The sequence below is a fragment of the Asticcacaulis solisilvae genome (assembly GCF_052327315.1).
Taxonomy (GTDB): domain Bacteria; phylum Pseudomonadota; class Alphaproteobacteria; order Caulobacterales; family Caulobacteraceae; genus Asticcacaulis; species Asticcacaulis solisilvae_B.
On record NZ_CP166197.1, the window covers coordinates 177,509 to 194,820 of the forward strand.

Genomic DNA, 17,312 nt, shown 5'->3' on the forward strand with positions numbered 1-17,312 from the left:
AGAGGTTCTGATTGAGCGCGTGGACTGCGAAAGAATGCCTCTTTTATTTATCTGATAAATCCGATAAAACATATTTCATGTCGCGGACCACACGCGATTCACGAAAAACAGAGAGGACATGATGGCTGGAAACCCTTCGCGATTAAGCGTCGCGGCCGCAGTGACGGTCGCCTGCCTGCTGGCGGGCGCACACGCCGCCTCCGCCGAAACGGCGCGCAAACCCTTCGGCATGCTGCCCGATGGCGGCGCGGTCGAAGCGATCACGCTGAAGAACCACAAGGGCGTCTCCGCCACCGTCATTACGTACGGCGCAAGCCTCCAGGCGCTGACCACGCCCGACCGCAAGGGCAAGGGGGCTGACATCGCACTGGGCTATGCCGACCTCGGCCATTACCTGTCGCAGCCTCAGTATTTCGGCGCGACGGTCGGCCGTTTCGCCAACCGCATCGCGAGGGGCCAGTACAGCATCGACGGCGCAGCCTTTCAGGCGCCGGTCAATAATGGCGTCAACTCGCTGCACGGCGGCACCAAGGGTTTCGACAAGGTCAACTGGAGCGTCGTCAGGGTGACAGACACCAGCGTCGAATTGGAATATGTCAGTCCCGACGGCGACATGGGCTATCCCGGCCAGATGACCGTGGATGCCACCTATTCGCTCAATGAAAACAACGAGCTGAGCATCGTCTATACGGCGAAGACGACGAAAACCACCATCGTCAACATCACCAACCACGCCTACTGGAACCTGGCGGGCGAGGGCAGTGAACGCCCGGTCTACGACCAGAGGCTGACGCTCCTGGCCGACGCCTATCTGCCGACCGACGCAGGCGCCATCCCGACCGGCGAAGTCCGCAAGGTCGCGGGCACCGTCTTCGATTTTCGCAAGCCCACGCCGATCGGGGCGCGCGTCCGCGATGCGTCCGACACCCAGATCGTCTATGGCCGCGGTTACGACCATAACTGGGTCGCCAGCCGTACGCGTGCGCCGAAGCCGCGCCTGATGGCGGTCGTCGAGGACCCCGTATCGGGCCGCAAGCTCGAACTCCTGTCCGATCAGCCTGGCATCCAGTTCTATTCCGGCAACTTTCTCGACGGCACGTCGTCGGGCAAGTCGGGCCACATCTACCGCGAGGGCGACGCCTTTGTGCTGGAACCGCAAATCTTCCCGGATACGCCCAACCAGCCGGCCTTCGGCTCGGCCCTGCTGCACCCGGGCGAGACCTATTCCAACACCCTGATCTACCGTTTTAGCGCGAAGTAGGCCGATGACCCGACTTTCCCTCACTGTCGCCGCCGTCGCCCTGGCGTTTGTCGTCCAGCCGGCCCTGGCCCGCACGCCGCAAGCGCCGGCCCCGGCGCGCTGGAGCGCCGACAGGGCCAATACATGGTACGCCCAGCAGCGTTGGCTGGTCGGCAGCAACTTCATCAACAGCGGCGCCATCAATCCGCTCGAGATGTGGCAGGCCGATACCTTCAACCCCGAGCAGATCGACCGCGAGTTGGGCTACGCCGAGGGCATCGGCATGAACACCATGCGCGTCTTCCTGCACGACCAGCTGTGGGCGCAGGACCCGGCAGGCTTCAAAAAGCGCGTCGACACCTTCCTGACGATCGCAGCGAAGCACCATATCAAGCCGATCCTGGTCCTGTTCGATTCGTGTTGGGACCCGTATCCGCACCTCGGACCCCAGCCGGCGCCGATCCCCGGCGTGCACAATTCGGGCTGGGTGCAAAGCCCTGGCGCCGTCGGCCTCAAGCCGGAGAACACGCCGAAACTGAAGGCCTATGTCGAAGGCATCGTCGGGGCGTTCGCGAACGACGACCGCATCCTGGCATGGGACGTTTGGAACGAGCCCGACAACCGCGACGGCCAGACCAATGACTGGACGGTTTCCGGCAAGGCGGGCGCCAAAGACGGCGGCCGCAGCGACCAGGCGCAGAAGGTCGCCAATGTCGAGCGCCTGCTGCCACAGGTCTTCACCTGGGCGCGCGGCCAGAAGCCGGTCCAGCCGCTGACGTCTGGCGTGTGGCTGGTGACCGACGACTGGTCGCTGAAGGGCAAGCATAGCCGCACGGAAGAGATCCAGATCACCCAATCCGACGTCATCAGCTTCCACAGCTACGAATGGCCGGAAGACCTGGAAAAGCGCATCGTGACGCTGAAGGCCTATGGCCGCCCGCTGCTGCTGACTGAATATATGGCGCGCGGCAACGGGTCGACCTTCGACAGCGCCCTGCCGCTCGGCGAAAAATACCACGTCGCCATGATCAACTGGGGTTTCGTCGTCGGCAAGACGCAGACCAACATGCCGTGGGATTCGTGGCAGCGTCCCTATACGGCCAACGCGCCGACGCTTTGGTTCCACGACATCTTCTACGCCGACGGCAAGCCCTATCGCCCGGCCGAAACGGAGCAGATCCGCGCCGCCACCGCCCGCGCCGCAGCGGATTTCGCTGCCCAAAAATAGGAAAAAGGACTATGAAACCGCAAATCTGGAAACAGGCGAAACTTTTTTTGGTAGCAGGCAGCATGGCGTTGACAGTATCCACACAGGCGTATTCCCCCGAGGCCAATGCGCAGACCCTTCCGCGCTGGACGGCGGAAAAGGCCAATGCGTGGTACGGACAGCAGCGCTGGCTGGTCGGCAGCAACTTCATCCCGATCGACGCCATCAACCAGTTCGAGATGTGGCAGGCCGGAACCTTCAACCCGACGGAAATCGACCGCGAGCTCGGTTACGCGCAGGGCCTGGGCATGAACACCATGCGCGTCTTCCTGCACAACAAGCTGTATGAGCAGGACCCCGAAGGCTTCAAGACGCGCATCGACACGTTTCTGGGGATCGCCGCGAAACACGGTATCCGCCCGATCTTCGTACTGTTCGATTCGTGCTGGGACCCGAACCCGGCGCTCGGCACGCAGCATCCGCCCATCCCCGGCACGCACAATTCCGGCTGGGTGCAAAGCCCCGGCACCGACGGGCTGATGGACGAGAGCCAGACGCCGAAGTTCAAAGCCTATGTCGAGGGCATTGTCGGCCGCTTCGCCAAGGACGAACGCATCCTGGCATGGGACGTATGGAACGAGCCCGACAACCAGGGCGGCGGCAATTACCGTCAGCTCGACGAGCCGGTGAAAATCAAGGCCGTGGCGCGCCTGCTGCCCCAGGTCTTCGACTGGGCGCGCGGGCAGGGGCCTGTCCAACCGCTGACCAGCGGGCTGTGGCACAACGACGACTGGTCGCCCAATGGCCACCTCAACGCCGTCGAGACGATCCAGCTGGCGCAATCGGACATCATCAGCTTCCACAATTACGACTGGCCGGAAATCCTCGAGGCGCGGATAAGATCGCTGCAACCCTACGGCCGGCCGCTGTTGCTGACCGAATATATGGCGCGCGGCAACGGCTCGACCTTCGATTCGGCGCTGCCCATGGGCCGCAAGTACAATGTCGCCATGATCAACTGGGGCTTCGTTGTCGGCAAGACGCAGACCAACATGCCGTGGGATTCGTGGCAGCGGCCCTATACGACGACCCAGCCGACGCTTTGGTTCCACGACATCTTCCAGCCCGACGGCACGCCGTACCGCAAGGCTGAAACCGACCAGATCAAGCGCATGACGGCGGAAGCCGAAGCCGCCTTCAAGGCCCATAAGACCCAAGGCCAGTAAGCCTTTCCGTGCCCGGCGAAGCCGCCGGGCACGGCGACAAATTTGTCACAATCCACCCTTTCGAATATGTACGATAAAATTAGCTTGTAGCATCAATCTTATTTATCATATAAATAAGACATCAAGGTGCGGCGAGGATCGTGCCAGAGCGCAATCCAATAAAGTGGCCACCGCTTTTCGGATAAATTGCGCGACCAAACAAAGACAAAGAACAGCCACAGGAGAAACGAGTCCATGACCCACAGGAAACATCTCATTCTCGGCACGGCTTCGGCCGCCGCCATTCTGCTCACGGCCCTGCCGGCCTTTGCGCAGGACGCCAAGCCCGCGGCCCAGCCGGAAGCCAGCCAGGACACCAATACTGTCGTCGTCGTCGGCCAGCGCCGCAGCCTGCAGCGCGCCGCCGAAATCAAGCGCAAGTCGGACAATGTCGTCGACTCGATCGTTTCGGACGACATCGGCAAGTTCCCGGACAACACCGTCGCCGCCGCCATGCAGCGCATTCCCGGCGTGCAGACCGCCAACCAGTACAACAACGAAATCACCGGCGTGATCATCCGCGGCCTGGGCGATATCGAAACGACGCTGGACGGCCGTGAAATCTTCACCGGCGTCGGCCGCGGCTATGCCTTCCAGGACCTGCCGGCGGAATCGGTGGCGGGCGTCGACGTCTTCAAGTCGAATTCGGCCGACCTGGTCGAAGGCGGCGTGGCCGGGGTTGTCAACATCAAGCGCCAGAAGCCTTTCAACTTCAAGAAGGGCCTGACGATCGCGGGCAACCTGCGCGCCAATGAAGGCGCCTACACCAAGAAGGGCGATTACGTCGCCAGCATCCTGCTGTCGGACCGCTTCGACACTTCGGCCGGCCAGATGGGCGTCCTGTTCGACGCCTCCTATTCGGACCAGCACTTCTCGCGCCCCATCTCGTTCAACTGCGATCCGCGTTCGGGCAGCAACGGCCCTCCGGGCGGCACGGGTGCGGTATTGCCGACCTGCGTCGGTGGCCTGACCGACACGGGCGACTATAACCGTCCGCAGCTTAACGGCGTCTTCCAGTGGAAGCCTAACGACAATCTCGAAGTCTATGCCGACGCCGAATATGCCGGCTGGAAGTCGACCTTCGCGACCTTCTTCATCTTCTCGGACATCTTTGCCGCGCAAAGCATCAGCAATGTGCAGAACACCAGCACCTGCTTCGACACGGCGCACGTCAACGGCGCGGGCTTCCCCAGCTCCGATCCGAACGATCCGGCCGAACACCTGTGCATCGGCGACAAGGCGACCTTCAACAACGTCCCGGGCCTGACCTCGACCCAGGCCAAGACCGGCAAGACCGACCAGTACATCTACGGCGGCGGGCTGAAGTGGCACCAGGACCGGCTGGCGGTGAACTGGGACCTGTCCTACATCCGTTCCTACAACGAAAACCGCAACACCATCGTCGATATCGGCAAGCAGATTTCGGCGGTGAACATCACGGTCGACGACGGCGGCCACGCCACGACGGTCATGCCGGGTGATCCGCTGTCGAGCCCCAGCGACTTCCGCCTGGCGAACGGCTTGTTCCAGGACTACAACACGTCCAAGTCGACCATGTTTCAGACGCGCGTCGACGGCACCTACGACTTCGAAGGTTTTATCAAGCAGTTGCAGTTCGGCGTCCGCTACGCCGACCGCGATGCGGCCTTCCGCGCCGTGACCGCCAACCCCGGCGCGCCGGGCGGCAACCGCGTCACCCTGGTCAGCTCGGTCTTGCCGGCCGGCTTCCTGATCCAGGCGCCGACGGGCATCCCGGTCATCAACAACGGCGCCAAGTGGTATACGCCGGACCCGGATTACCTGCGCGACAACACCGACGCCCTGCGCGCCCTCTACGGCCAGGGCCCGGGCGACCCGGCCTGGGATCCGACGCGCGACTATGACGCTTCGGAAAAGACGACGGCCCTGTACCTGCAGGCCAAGTACGGCTTCGGCTTCAGCAACGGCTGGTCGCTCGACGGCCTGGTCGGCGCCCGCGCCACCAGCACCGAGCGCGACCTGAGCGGCACCGGCGTGGTCAATGGCGTCCAGACGCCGCAGACGCGCCACACCAAGGACAACGACCTGCTGCCCAATGCCAGCGCCCGCCTGCGCCTGACCGACCACCTGCAATTGCGGGCGACCTATGCCAAGGTCATCACGCGGCCCTTCTTCGGCGACCTGAACCCGGGAATCACCTACGACGTGCCGCTCAACGCCAACATCCGTCCCAGCGCGTCGGGCGGCAACCCCGACCTGCGTCCCGAGAAGTCGGACAACACCGACCTGACGGCCGAATACTACTGGGGCAAGAGCAACTACCTCGAAGTCGCCGCCTATGACCGCAAGATCGTCGACCGCACCGCGGTGGGCACCTCGGTCCAGACGATCGGCGGCATCGAGTACATCGTCACCCAGCCGCTGAACCTCGGCACCTCGAAGCTCTCGGGCTACGAAGTCGCCGGCCAGTTCTTCTTCGATACCCTGCCGGAAGGCTGGAACGGCCTGGGCCTGATGGCCAACTACACCTACGCTCCGTCCAAGGTCACCGACCCGACCAGCCCGCTGTTCGGTTCGCAGATCCAGGGCGTGTCCAAGACGGCGTACAATGTCGGCCTGCTGTACGAAAAGTACGGGATCACCGGCCGCATCGTCTACAACTGGCGTGACACCTATACGGACGGCTTCTTCGGCGCCGGCGAACTGACCCCGGGCTCGGGCGCCAAGTTCAACTACGTCAAGCCGAACGGCCGCCTCGACTTCTCGGTCAGCTACGACATCAATTCGCACCTGACCGTCAGTGTCGACGGCGTCAACATCAACGGCGGCAAGTATCACAGCTACTTCGACACCCCGCTGTTCCCGCACGACATCCGCTACGATGACAAGTTCATCGGCTTCAGCCTGCGGGCCAAGTACTAAGTCTCGTACCAGCGGTCATAAGAATGGCCGCTGGTACTCGCTTTTTTGCAGTTCAAGCGCCGCATGGCTCGCCGCACCAGCGGCGGCGGGCCGTCGCCCTTGCCAACGGCGATCGAGGCAAATCAATCGCCACTGGAATTACAAAGTTCGGGTCCTGCCCGTTCCGGCGCGCGGGCCTGATCCCTGGGTCCGCGCGCATTTTCCTCAAGAGAAGACGGCCTGTCCGTGGTCTTTCGTCTTCCGCGTGCCGGGCTTCAAAGACATCCCTTTCTTCCCGGGGCGTCCAAACTGCCGGCACGCTTTTCTTTTTTCTGGAGCCCTCCCATGGATCGTTCGCGTACCTCCCGCCGCGCCCTGCTGATCGGCGCGTCTTCCGGCCTGGCACTGGTCGGCCTTGGCGCCCGCGCCGAAACCATAAACCAGCGCATGACGGGCTTCGTCACCTCGCTGCACGATCCGGTCATGATCCGCGAAGGCGACACCTGGCACGTCTTCGGTTCCGGCGGCTGGCAGGGCGCGGGGCTTATGAGCTGGCGCACCTCGACCGACCTCGTGACGTGGAAGACCAACGGCCCCGTCTTCGACGCCATGCCGGACTGGACGCACGCCATTGTGGGCGGCAACTGCTGCTGGGCGCCGGACATTTCGCGCGTCGGCAATGAATTCCGCCTGTATTACGCCGTGTCGACCGGCGGCTCGATGCGCTCGATGATCGGGCTGGCGACCACGAAGACGCTCGACAAGAGTTCACCGGACTACGGATGGACCGACCGCGGCATGGTGCTCGAAACCCATCCGGGCGACGGCTATAACGCCATAGATCCCAACTTTTTCGCCGACGACGACGGCAAGCAGTGGCTGGCCTTCGGCAGCTACTGGACCGGGTTGAAGCTGGTCGCGCTCGATCCCGGGACGGGCAAGCCGGTCCCCGGCGACAAGACCCTGCACAGCCTGGCCTATCGTCCGGCGCCCGACGGCGCCGACAACGCCATCGAGGCGGCCTTCCTGATCAAGCGCAACGGCTGGTACTATCTCTTCGCTTCGTACGACCATTGCTGCCAGGAGATGCAGAGCAACTACTACGTTGCCTGCGGCCGCTCGCAATCCGTTACCGGCCCCTATGTCGACCGCGACGGGAAGAGGCTGATGGACGGCTATGGTACCTCGGTCGTCTACGACCGGCCGTATCGCTCGCATCGCTTCATCGCGCCGGGTCACTGCGCCGTGGTGCGCGATGGCGGCCGCGACCTGCTGGTCTATCACGCCTACGATACGAAGAACGGCGCCGCGCCGACCCTGCGCATTTCCGAAATGACGTGGGATTCCGCCGGCTGGCCGTCCGTGCAGATCGATCTTTAGTCTTGACGGATCGGCAGCCTGCGCATCTGGAAGCCGGTCTTGCTCTGCTCGAAACCGGCGCCCAGATAGAAGTTCAGGGTCTCCGGCCGTTTCGATCCGGTCATCAGCATGACCTTGTAACAGCCGGCCGCCCACGCCGCCTCGGCCGCGTGTTTAAGGACGGCCTTGCCGTGGCCTTTGTTGCGATGGCCCGCGTCGGTCACGACGTTTTCGATCAGGGCATAGGGCATGCCGCCGCGCGTCAGGTTCGGAATCACGATCAGGGTACAGGTCGCGACCATGGCGTCATCGACGTGGCCGACGATGATGTTGCTGCCGGGATAGCGTGTCAGCACGTCCCAGTTCCGCCGGCCGTCCTCGATGCTGGTTATCCGGTCGTCGGGATCGAGGTGACGATAGAGCTGCAAGAGCTGCGGGATGTCGTCGCTGTCTGCAAAGCGGATTTTCATCAGTTGCCCAGGGCGTTTTGCCGCTGCTGTTCGTGGATGACGTCGAGCACGTCGTTGACGATCAGGTGCATGGCGGCAAAGGCGCGCGGCGGATCGCGGTCGAAGATCGCCTTCATGATGTTTTCGTGCGCCGGCAGGTTGGGCGTGACCTGGTTGATGCGCGTGGTGAACTTGATCGAGGTCTGCAGCGCCGTCCGGATCATTTCCTGGAACTGGTAGTAGAACGGGTTGCCCGAGGCGAACAGGATCGAGATGTGGAAGTCGATATCGGCCAGGGTCGGGTCGCCGTGGCCGTCCTCGGCCGCCGCCATGCGCTCGAACGCCGCCTTCATGCGGTTGAGGTCTTCATAGGTGGCGTATTGCGCCGCCAGCTCCGCGCCCTTGGGCTCGATGGCGATGCGCAGTTCGGTGAACTGGCGCAGCAGGCCCAGCGAGAACTTGCGTTCGAGCAGCCAGCGCAGCACATCCTTGTCGAGCAGGTTCCAGTGCAGGGTCGACTGGATGACCGTGCCCTGGCGCGGGCGGGCCGTCAAAAGGCCCTTGGCCGTCAGCATCTTGACGGCTTCGCGTGTCACCGAGCGGCTGACCTTGTACTGGTCGGCCAGCTGCGCTTCGGTCGGGAAGGTCTTGTTGTCGTAGAATCCGGTGACGATCGCCTTGCCGAGGTGGTCGAGCAGGCCCACGGTCAGGTTGCGGCCCAGCAGCGCACTGGCGTCTGTTTCTTTGTCAACGTGCATCGACGGCAAGGTATCCGATAATGAGGGTCTCTAAGACACCGATAGCAGGCCGGCGCCAAAAGAAAAGCGACTATCTCATTTATCATATTAATACTTTGCGTATGCCGTCAACGCCTGCCGGTTGCGGCGGGGTTTAACCCGGTCGCGTAATGCGGACGGTGAAGTCGCGGCTGGCGGTGACCTGCGGGTCGCTGGTGCTGACCGCCGTCAGGGTGGCCTTGTAGCTGGTGGTGACCGGCGTGGGCGTCGAAACGCTGCCGCCGCCACTTCCGCCGCCACCGCCACCGCAGCCCGACAGGGTGGTGACGGCCGCCGCCGCCGCGATCGCCAGCTTGCGCCGCCGCGGGCCGGCGCAGAAGACCAGCCCGGCCATGGCGATCGTGCCGCCGAACAGGCCGCCCACGCCGTTCATCGCCGTGGCGGTCGGCTTGACTGTGACCTGTACGTCGGACGAGGCGCCGACGCCCAGGGTCAGGCTGCTGGCCGACAGCGACACGTCGGCCGGCAGGCCGGGCGCCGAGACGCTGAGATTGAAGGTGTCGCCGAAGCCGCCGGTGGCGCCGATGGTGAAGGTGCCGCTGGCCGAGGCGCCGGTATTGACGCTGACATCGTTGCCGCTGACCGTGACGCCGTTGAGCGGCGCGACATTGAACCAGGTCTTGCACACCGTGCCCGAAAAATCGCTGGCCAGCTGCAGCACGTGGCGGCCGTCCGGCAGGGCCAGGAGTGGCGAGGAATAGTTCTGGCAGTAGTTGCCGGCCGTGCCCGACGGCATGGTGATCGCGACGGGCGAGGGCAGGCTGGTCCAGCCGCCGGTGCCGTCACCGGCCCGGTTAATGAACAGGGTGCCGCCATTGCCGGTGACCGGCGTGCCGTTTTTCGTAAGGATCTGCCCGGTTGCCAGCAACTGGCCGTTGGCCAGGGTGAGGGTCGGGGTGTGCCAGAAGGTGGTGCCGTCGGCCAAAGCGATGGCCGTGCCGTGGCCGTCGGTGGGCGACCAGTTCACCCCGTCGGGCGAGGTCTTCGTGAAGGCGGCGCAGTTGAGCGGGCCGCACATTTCGAAGCTCATCAGGTAAGAACCCGAGGCCAGCTTGACGACGCTGGCCATGCCGGGGCGGTCGGCCTGCGTCGGGCTCGACACCACGTCGACGGGCGCGCTCCAGGTCACGCCGTCATGGCTGGTGACCTCGGTCAGGATCTGCGAATGGCCGGCGCGCGTCTCGTCGGAATAGTAGCAGACAAGGTCGCCATTGCCGGCGATAGCGAAGTTCGGCTCCCACAGGCCGCCGCCGCTGCGCGGCACCGTGCCGGTGGCGCAGTTCGACAGGTAGCTCCAGGTCGCGCCTTCGTCGCGGCTGGCATAGATGCGGATTTCCATGGGGGCTGACGACGTGTCGCCGCCGACCGATCCGGCCCACAGAAGCGTGCCGGCAGGCAGGGCGCCGACGGCTGACGGCAGCTCATACAGCCCGCCGCAACACAGGCCCTTCGTGAAGGCGGCGTCGGTCACCGCGCCCATCAGCGAAAAAGTCCTGCCGCTGTCGCGGCTGACGAAGATGTCCTGGTGGCCGCCGCCGTCGAAGCTGGAAGCGCTGGCCACGATGTCGCCGTTGTGCGTGGCGGAGTGCGCGATGAGGACGGCGCGCGGATAAAGCTCCTGATGGTCGCTGATCAGGGCCTGTCCGGCGTGCGCCGAGGTTGCGCCGAGCGTCAGGGCCGCAACGCCTGCGACCAGCCAGGAACGGCGGGCATGTTTCGAAATCACGGTCGGCATGGCATCCTCCATTTTTATTGTATTATTTATCATATAAAACAGATAAACATTGTCAATCCGGTTTTTTGACCGAAGCCGCGCTTGCGAAAAATAGGGAGTTTACCCGAGGTATGCCCCGCTGTCAGGGCGCGACGCGCGTCCATACCTGCTTGCCGACCTCGGCCTTGAGGATAAACAGCGAGGCCGGTTTCGAGATGACCAGCCGGTCGGCGCCGTCAAGCCGCAGGTCCAGCCCCGTATGCGTACGGCCGTCGTCTGGATCGTAGATGCGGCCGCCCGACCAGCCGGCCTTGACCGGCGTGAAGCCGCTGAGGATGGAAAGTCCCAGCACCGGCTGACTGCGTCGTGACGGATCGGGATTGTGCTCGTCGCGGGCGTCGGCTTCGGTGGGGTCGAGGATGCGTTCGATGCGTCCGCACAGCTCGGACGCGTGGCCCGGACAGGCGACGATGCGCACGATGGCGTCGCGCTCCTGCGTCATCCATGTCCCCACCGGCGTGGCGGCTTCGGCCGCGGCCAGCATCATGATCAGTCCCGGCATGTCACCCTCCCGTGTCCCGGCGGCGACAGCAGAACGACAGAAATCGGGAAAAAATAGGGCGCGACGCCTTGATATCGCCATGGCTTTCCGCCACACACGATGACGTGGGAATGTGATGGCTTTTGTTGGACTGCTTGCGCGGCCTTGCTGTGCTATGTCCGGGAGCATCACCTGTGTCTACCGACCAGACCCCTTCGGCCGTTCTCTATCAGGTTGTGGCCAAGGAAATGAACACGACCGAAGCCGCCGTCAGCCAGGCGACAAGCCTGGAAGAACTCGGCATCGATTCCCTCGAAATGATCGAAATCGTCATGGCGGTCGAAGACCGCCTGGGCATCGCCATCAACGACCGCGAGCTGCGCGAGGTTACCTCGATGCCCGAGCTGCTGGCGCTGATCGAGCGTTCGCCCAAGAAGGCGGCGGCCTGACATGGCCCGTCCCGCCGTCGTCATCACCGGGTATGGCCTGAGGATTCCCGGCGCCAGTTCGCTGCCGGAGCTGCGCGCGCTCTACCGCTCGGGCAAGGCCGCGACGCGCCCGCTCGACGGCGCCATGACCGGCTTTGCCGGCGGCAAGGTCGACGATCCGTCGATCGAGGCCATCCGCACCAAGCAGCTCGACAGCTGTTCGGTCCTGGCGCTGGCGGCGGCGACGGACGCGATCGCCATGGCCGGCCTCGAAAAGGGGCCGCTGCTCGATGAGGCCGGCGTCTATGTCGGGTGTGGCGGCGGCGGGCTTGAGACCATAGAGCAGAGCGTGCTCGACTGGCATGAGCGCCAGGAGATCAAGAGCCAGGCGCTGATGCGCTCAATGGCCAATGCGCCGTGCGCCCAGATATCGATCGCCTGGGGCTGCAAGGGGCCGAGCCTGACCTATGCCATGGCCTGTTCGTCGGCGGCGCACGCCATCGGCGAGGCCATGACCCTGATCCAGTCCGGCCGCTGCGAGCGCGTCGTAGCCGGCGGCACGGAGGCGCCGCTGACCCACACCATGCTGCGCGTCTGGTCGGCCATGCGGCTGCTGGCCCAGGGGCCTGACGCGATCGTGCGCCCGTTCTGCTATGAACGCGGCGGCCTGCTGCTCAGCGAAGGCGCGGTCTTCTTCGTGCTGGAAACACTCGAGGCCGCGCAGGCGCGCGGCGCGGAACCGCTGGCGCAGCTGTCGGGCTATGGCGCCTGGTCGGACGCCAGCCACATGACAGGCCCCAATACCGAAGGCCAGGCAAAAACCATCGGCCTGGCGCTCAAGGACGCCGGGCTTGCACCGGAAGCGCTCGGCCATGTCAGCGCTCACGGCACGGCGACCCTGGCCGGCGACATTTCCGAGACCAACGCCTTGCGCGCCGTCTTCGGCGACCACGCCCAGGCCGTGCCGGTGTCGGCGACCAAGAGCGTCCACGGCCACCTGCTCGGCGCGGCGGGCGGAGTCAGCCTGCTGGCCAGCCTGCTGGCCGTATCCGAGGGCTTCGTCGCGCCGACGGTCAATTTCGGCACGCCCGACCCGGAGCTGGGTCTCGACTATGTGCCCAATGCGGCGCGCGAGGGAGTGGACATCCGCCACAGCCTGTGCAACGCCTTCGGCTTCGGCGGCAGCAACGCGTCGCTTGTCCTGTCGCGCATGGAGTAGTCACTGGCCGCCATGCAGGTTCTGTTGATCGAGGACGACCTGGCCCTGGGCGCCGGCCTCAAGGCGGCGCTGGAACAGCTGGGCTATGCCGTCGACTGGGTGGTGACGCTCGACGATGCCGAGCAGGCGCTCGATTACACCGCCTTCGCCGCTGCGCTGCTCGATCTCGGCCTGCCGGACGGCGACGGGCTGACCCTGCTGCGCCGCCTGCGCAAGCGCGGCAACGGCCTGCCCATACTGGTCATCACGGCCCGGAGCCAGCGCGAAACCCGCCTGCAGGCGCTCAACGACGGCGCCGACGACTATGTCACCAAGCCTTACGACCTCGATGAAGTGCTGGCGCGGCTGAAGGCCGTGATCCGGCGCAGCACCGGCGAGATCAATGGCGGGGTGCGCTTCGGCCCCTATGAGCTCGATCTCGAAGGCCGCGTCGTGCGCCAGGACGGCAAGCCCATACGCCTGACGGCGCGTGAATTCCGCGTCCTGTCGCTGCTGGTGACGCGGGCCGGGCGCTGGGTGTCGAAATCCGATATCGAAAACGGCATCTATGACGACGCCACCGACGTCGAAAGCAATACGGTCGAATCGGCCATCTACGGCCTGCGCAAGAAGCTGGGCATGGAATCGATCGTCAGCGCCCGCGGGCTCGGCTACATGGTCGTCCGCTGATGCGATTACCGGGTCTTGTCCGCCTCCTGCTGACACCGCGTTCGCTGTCGCGAGGCCTGTTCGCGCGCATGGCGCTGGTCACCTTCCTGGGTGTGCTGGCCATTGCCGGCGTCGCCGGCACCGCGGTCACGGCCGAGGTCAACCAGGTCTTCGACCAGCAGCTGGTGCTGGGCGCCAACCTGCTGGTCAACCTGATGCGCGACGAACTGGCCGATATCCGCAAGGATACGAACTCGGTCATGGAGGTCGACGACATGCCGCTGTTGTCGGCCGAAGACCGCGAGGCTTTCGACGCCTATGCCGACTGGCGCATGTTTCGCATCTGGTACCACGGCAAGCTGCGGCTGAAATCGGACACCGGACCGGACCTCAAGGCGCCGTTGCCGTCCGAAAACTCGACCTTCCACTATGTAAAGGACGGCGGGCAGACCTGGCGCGTCTACACGCTGGCGGCGATCGGCGGCAATCCGGTCGTCCAGGTCGGCGAGCGCATGGCCGTGCGCAAGGAACTGGTCGATAATATCGCCCTGCAGCTGGCGGCCCCCTTTGTCGGCATCGCCATCCTGCTGCTGATCATCATCTGGATCAGTTTGAGAAACGGCTTACGCGACCTCGACGGCTTCAGCGCACGCCTGGCCGAGCAACAGGGCAGCCCGCCCTTCATTCCCGTGCATGCCGAGGACTGGCCGGCTGAACTGGGGCAGCTGACCGCCGTCATCAACGGCCTGTTCCGCAGGATCGAGGACGGCCTTCTGCACGAACGCACCTTCATCGAGATGGCGGCGCACCAGCTGCGCACGCCGCTGGCCGCGCTCAGCCTCGAAGCGCAGTTGTGCGCCCGCATCGGCGACCCCAAGGAACTGAAGACCCGGCTCCTGGCGCTGCACGCCGCCACGGCGCGGATCGCGCGCCTGGCGGACCAGTTGCTGGTGCTGGCGCGGCTGGGGGCGGCCGGCCAGCCCGACGCCGGCATTGCCAGCGTGCGCGAGGTGGTCGGCCAACTGCTGGCCGACGCCGCGCCGGTGATCGCGGAACGCCGCATCGATGTGGCGGTCGAAGGCAACGATTTCGGGCTCGGCGGCTCCGACACGGCTTTGCGCCTGGCCCTGGCCAACCTGATCGAAAACGCCATGGGCCATACGCCGCCGGGCTCGGAACTGGTGGTCCATATCGAAAGCGATCCGGATTTCCGCTCTGGCTTTATCGAGATCCGCGACCGCGGTCCGGGCATGACGATTGAGGAAAAGGCGAAGGCCTTCGACCGCTTCTGGCGGGCGCCCACCAATACGCGCAACGGGTCGGGGCTGGGCCTGGCAATCGCCCGCGACGCCGCCGACCTGCTGGGCGGCCGCATCGTGCTGCGCGACCGCGACGACGGTCAGTCGGGCCTGGCGGCCAGGCTGGTCTTACCGCTTCTTAATATCTGATCAGTTTCACGTCAGCCTGCCTGTCTAGGTTTTCGGCTTCCCGAGCCGGACAGGAAGCCGAGTATGCGCGTTTACTGCGATTTCGACGGTACGATCACCGTGCTGGACACGACCGACCAGGTATTGGCGCACCGTGCCGATCCGCGCTGGCGCGAGCTGGAAGACGACTGGGTTGCCGGCCGCATCACCGCCGCCGAATGCATGCGCGGCCAGATCGCCCTGATCGATACCGATGAGGCGGCGCTGGACGCCGTGCTCGACCGTTGCGAATTGCGCCCTGGCTTCATCGCCTTTGCCGGCTGGTGCCGCGACAACGGCGTCGCCCTGACCGTCGTCAGCGACGGGGTGGACCGTTTCATAACCCGCATCCTGTCGCGCCATGGCCTGGATGGCCTTCCGGTCGTGTCCAACCAGCTGGCGCTCGACGGCGAAAGCTACCGCCTGGCTCAGCCCTACGCCCGCCTGGGCTGCGCCGCCGGTTCGGGCGTCTGCAAATGCGCCGTGGTGACCGAGGCGGCGGGCGACGGGCCGATGGTCTTCATCGGCGACGGCCGTTCCGATTTCTGCGTCAGCGCCCGCGCCGACATCCTGTTCGCGCGCGACAAGCTGGCGGCCTACGCCGCCGAGCGCAAGCAGGCCTTTACCCCCTTCGAAACCTTTGACGATGTCCGCGCGGCGCTGGCCAGCCTGCACGCGCGGCGTCACACCGCCTGATACCGGAGTAGCGCATGTACGATTCCCAGGACCTGACCGAAGCCGAGCTGCTGGCGCTTGAAGCACAGTACTGCTCGCACGGCGACACCGTCCACTACATGGAGACGCCACGCGTCTTCACCGGCTGCGACGGTTCCTACATGCTGGACGCCCAGGGCCAGCGCTATCTCGATCTGCAGATGTGGTATTCGGCGGTCAATTTCGGCTACCGAAATCCGCGCCTTAACGCCGCGGCGCACCGCCAGCTCGACACCCTGCCGCAAGTCGCCTCGCAATACCTGCACCGCGAGAAGATCGAACTGGCGGCGCTGATCGCCCGCGACATGGAGGCCAAGTTCGGCGAAAAGGGCCGCGTCCACTTCAATGTCGGCGGCGCCCAGGCCGTCGAGGATTCGCTGAAGATCGTGCGCAATGCCTGCGGCGGCAAGAGCTTGATGTTCGCCTTCGAGGGCGGCTATCACGGCCGGACGCTCGGCGCCTCGGCCATTACCTCGTCGTACCGCTATCGCCGCCGCTTCGGCCATTTCGGCGACCGCGCCCAGTTCGTCGAATTCCCCTACCACTTCCGCGGCCCCAAGGGCATGACCAAGGAAGAGTACGGCCACCACTGCGTGCAGAAGTTCAAGCGCCTGTTCGAGACCGAGTACAACGGCGTGCTCGACGTCAAGACAGGCCAGTGCGAATACGCCGCCTTCTATGTCGAGCCGATCCAGGGCACGGGCGGCTATGTCGTGCCGCCGATGAACTTCTTCAGCGAGCTGAAAAAGGTGCTGGACGAGCACGGCATCCTGCTGGTCGTCGACGAAATCCAGATGGGCGTCTACCGCACCGGCAAGCTGTGGGCGATCGAGCATTTCGGCGTGACGCCGGACGTGCTGGTCTTCGGCAAGGCCATCACCAACGGCCTCAATCCGCTGTCCGGCCTGTGGGCGAAGGAAGCCCTGATCAATCCGGGCATCTTCCCGCCGGGCTCGACGCACTCGACCTTCAACGCCAATCCCATGGGCACCTCGGTCGCGCTCGAGACCCTGCGCATGGTGTCGGAAGAGGATTACGGCGCCAAGGTCATGCGCAAGGGCGCCTATTTCCTGGACGCACTGAAGGACCTGCAAAAACGCTGGCCGCAGATCGGCGATGTCGACGGCCTGGGCCTGGCCCTGCGCTGCGAGATCTGCAAGGAGGACGGCTTCACGCCCGACAAGGCGCTGCTCGACGCCATGGAGGCTGAGGGCCTGCGCGGCGGCATCGAGGTCGACGGCGAACAGTACGGCCTGATCCTCGACGTCGGCGGCTACCACAAGAACGTCATCACGCTGGCCCCGTCGCTGGAGATCAGCGAAAGCGAGATCGACCTGGCCATCCGCCTGCTCGATACCCTGTTCCGCCGGTGTGTCGGCAAATAG

Annotated in this window: 15 protein-coding genes; 11 read left to right on the forward strand and 4 right to left on the reverse strand. The window is 64.8% G+C overall.

Annotated features, from left to right (window positions below):
- The first annotated feature begins 121 nt into the window (after positions 1-121).
- The 5 genes from AB8717_RS20080 to AB8717_RS20100 all read left to right on the forward strand — a co-directional run bounded on the left by AB8717_RS20080 (position 122) and on the right by AB8717_RS20100 (position 7,972).
- Positions 122-1,261 carry an aldose epimerase family protein gene (locus tag AB8717_RS20080; RefSeq protein ID WP_443751299.1) on the forward strand — a complete coding sequence of 380 codons (1,140 nt, stop codon included), beginning with the start codon at positions 122-124 and terminating at the stop codon, positions 1,259-1,261.
- A gap of 4 nt (positions 1,262-1,265) precedes the next feature.
- Entirely contained in the window at positions 1,266-2,468 is a 1,203-nt protein-coding gene (locus AB8717_RS20085) for a 1,4-beta-xylanase (protein WP_443751300.1), read from the forward strand.
- A gap of 62 nt (positions 2,469-2,530) precedes the next feature.
- The gene (locus AB8717_RS20090; RefSeq protein ID WP_443751301.1) at positions 2,531-3,673 is read left to right on the forward strand and encodes a cellulase family glycosylhydrolase; all 1,143 of its coding nucleotides are present in this window, start codon (positions 2,531-2,533) and stop codon (positions 3,671-3,673) included.
- Positions 3,674-3,907: 234 nt separating this feature from the next.
- The gene (locus tag AB8717_RS20095; protein WP_443751302.1) at positions 3,908-6,613 is read left to right on the forward strand and encodes a TonB-dependent receptor; all 2,706 of its coding nucleotides are present in this window, start codon (positions 3,908-3,910) and stop codon (positions 6,611-6,613) included.
- A 324-nt stretch (positions 6,614-6,937) separates the two neighbouring features.
- Positions 6,938-7,972, forward strand: a complete 1,035-nt coding sequence (locus tag AB8717_RS20100) for an arabinan endo-1,5-alpha-L-arabinosidase (protein WP_443751303.1) — start codon at positions 6,938-6,940, stop codon at positions 7,970-7,972.
- On the opposite strand, the gene AB8717_RS20105 is transcribed toward AB8717_RS20100, so the two are convergent.
- From AB8717_RS20105 to AB8717_RS20120, 4 genes are all read right to left on the reverse strand, one after another.
- Entirely contained in the window at positions 7,969-8,421 is a 453-nt protein-coding gene (locus AB8717_RS20105) for a GNAT family N-acetyltransferase (protein WP_443751304.1), read from the reverse strand. The genes AB8717_RS20100 and AB8717_RS20105 overlap by 4 nt on opposite strands.
- Positions 8,421-9,158 (reverse strand): FadR/GntR family transcriptional regulator, encoded by a 738-nt coding sequence (locus AB8717_RS20110; RefSeq protein WP_443751305.1) that lies wholly within the window; start codon positions 9,156-9,158, stop codon positions 8,421-8,423. Before AB8717_RS20110 ends, AB8717_RS20105 begins: the two co-directional genes overlap by 1 nt.
- Positions 9,159-9,291: 133 nt before the next feature.
- Positions 9,292-10,932 (reverse strand): hypothetical protein, encoded by a 1,641-nt coding sequence (locus tag AB8717_RS20115; protein ID WP_443751306.1) that lies wholly within the window; start codon positions 10,930-10,932, stop codon positions 9,292-9,294.
- Between the two features lie 121 nt (positions 10,933-11,053).
- Positions 11,054-11,473 (reverse strand): DUF2147 domain-containing protein, encoded by a 420-nt coding sequence (locus AB8717_RS20120; RefSeq protein WP_443751307.1) that lies wholly within the window; start codon positions 11,471-11,473, stop codon positions 11,054-11,056.
- A gap of 173 nt (positions 11,474-11,646) precedes the next feature.
- On the opposite strand from AB8717_RS20120, the gene AB8717_RS20125 reads away from it, so the two are divergent.
- The 6 genes from AB8717_RS20125 (at position 11,647) to AB8717_RS20150 (ending at position 17,312) form a co-directional block, all read left to right on the forward strand.
- Complete coding sequence (locus tag AB8717_RS20125) at positions 11,647-11,901, forward strand: acyl carrier protein (protein WP_443751308.1); 255 nt, start codon at positions 11,647-11,649, stop codon at positions 11,899-11,901.
- A 1-nt stretch (position 11,902) separates the two neighbouring features.
- On the forward strand, positions 11,903-13,099 hold the full coding sequence (locus AB8717_RS20130) for a beta-ketoacyl-[acyl-carrier-protein] synthase family protein (RefSeq protein ID WP_443751309.1): 1,197 nt from the start codon (positions 11,903-11,905) through the stop codon (positions 13,097-13,099).
- Positions 13,100-13,111: 12 nt separating this feature from the next.
- Positions 13,112-13,768, forward strand: a complete 657-nt coding sequence (locus tag AB8717_RS20135) for a response regulator transcription factor (protein WP_443751310.1) — start codon at positions 13,112-13,114, stop codon at positions 13,766-13,768.
- Positions 13,768-15,195 carry a sensor histidine kinase gene (locus AB8717_RS20140; protein WP_443751311.1) on the forward strand — a complete coding sequence of 476 codons (1,428 nt, stop codon included), beginning with the start codon at positions 13,768-13,770 and terminating at the stop codon, positions 15,193-15,195. The genes AB8717_RS20135 and AB8717_RS20140 overlap by 1 nt, the downstream gene beginning before the upstream one ends.
- A gap of 63 nt (positions 15,196-15,258) precedes the next feature.
- Positions 15,259-15,909 carry an MtnX-like HAD-IB family phosphatase gene (locus AB8717_RS20145; RefSeq protein ID WP_443751312.1) on the forward strand — a complete coding sequence of 217 codons (651 nt, stop codon included), beginning with the start codon at positions 15,259-15,261 and terminating at the stop codon, positions 15,907-15,909.
- 14 nt (positions 15,910-15,923) lie between these two features.
- On the forward strand, positions 15,924-17,312 hold the full coding sequence (locus AB8717_RS20150; protein ID WP_443751313.1) for an aspartate aminotransferase family protein: 1,389 nt from the start codon (positions 15,924-15,926) through the stop codon (positions 17,310-17,312).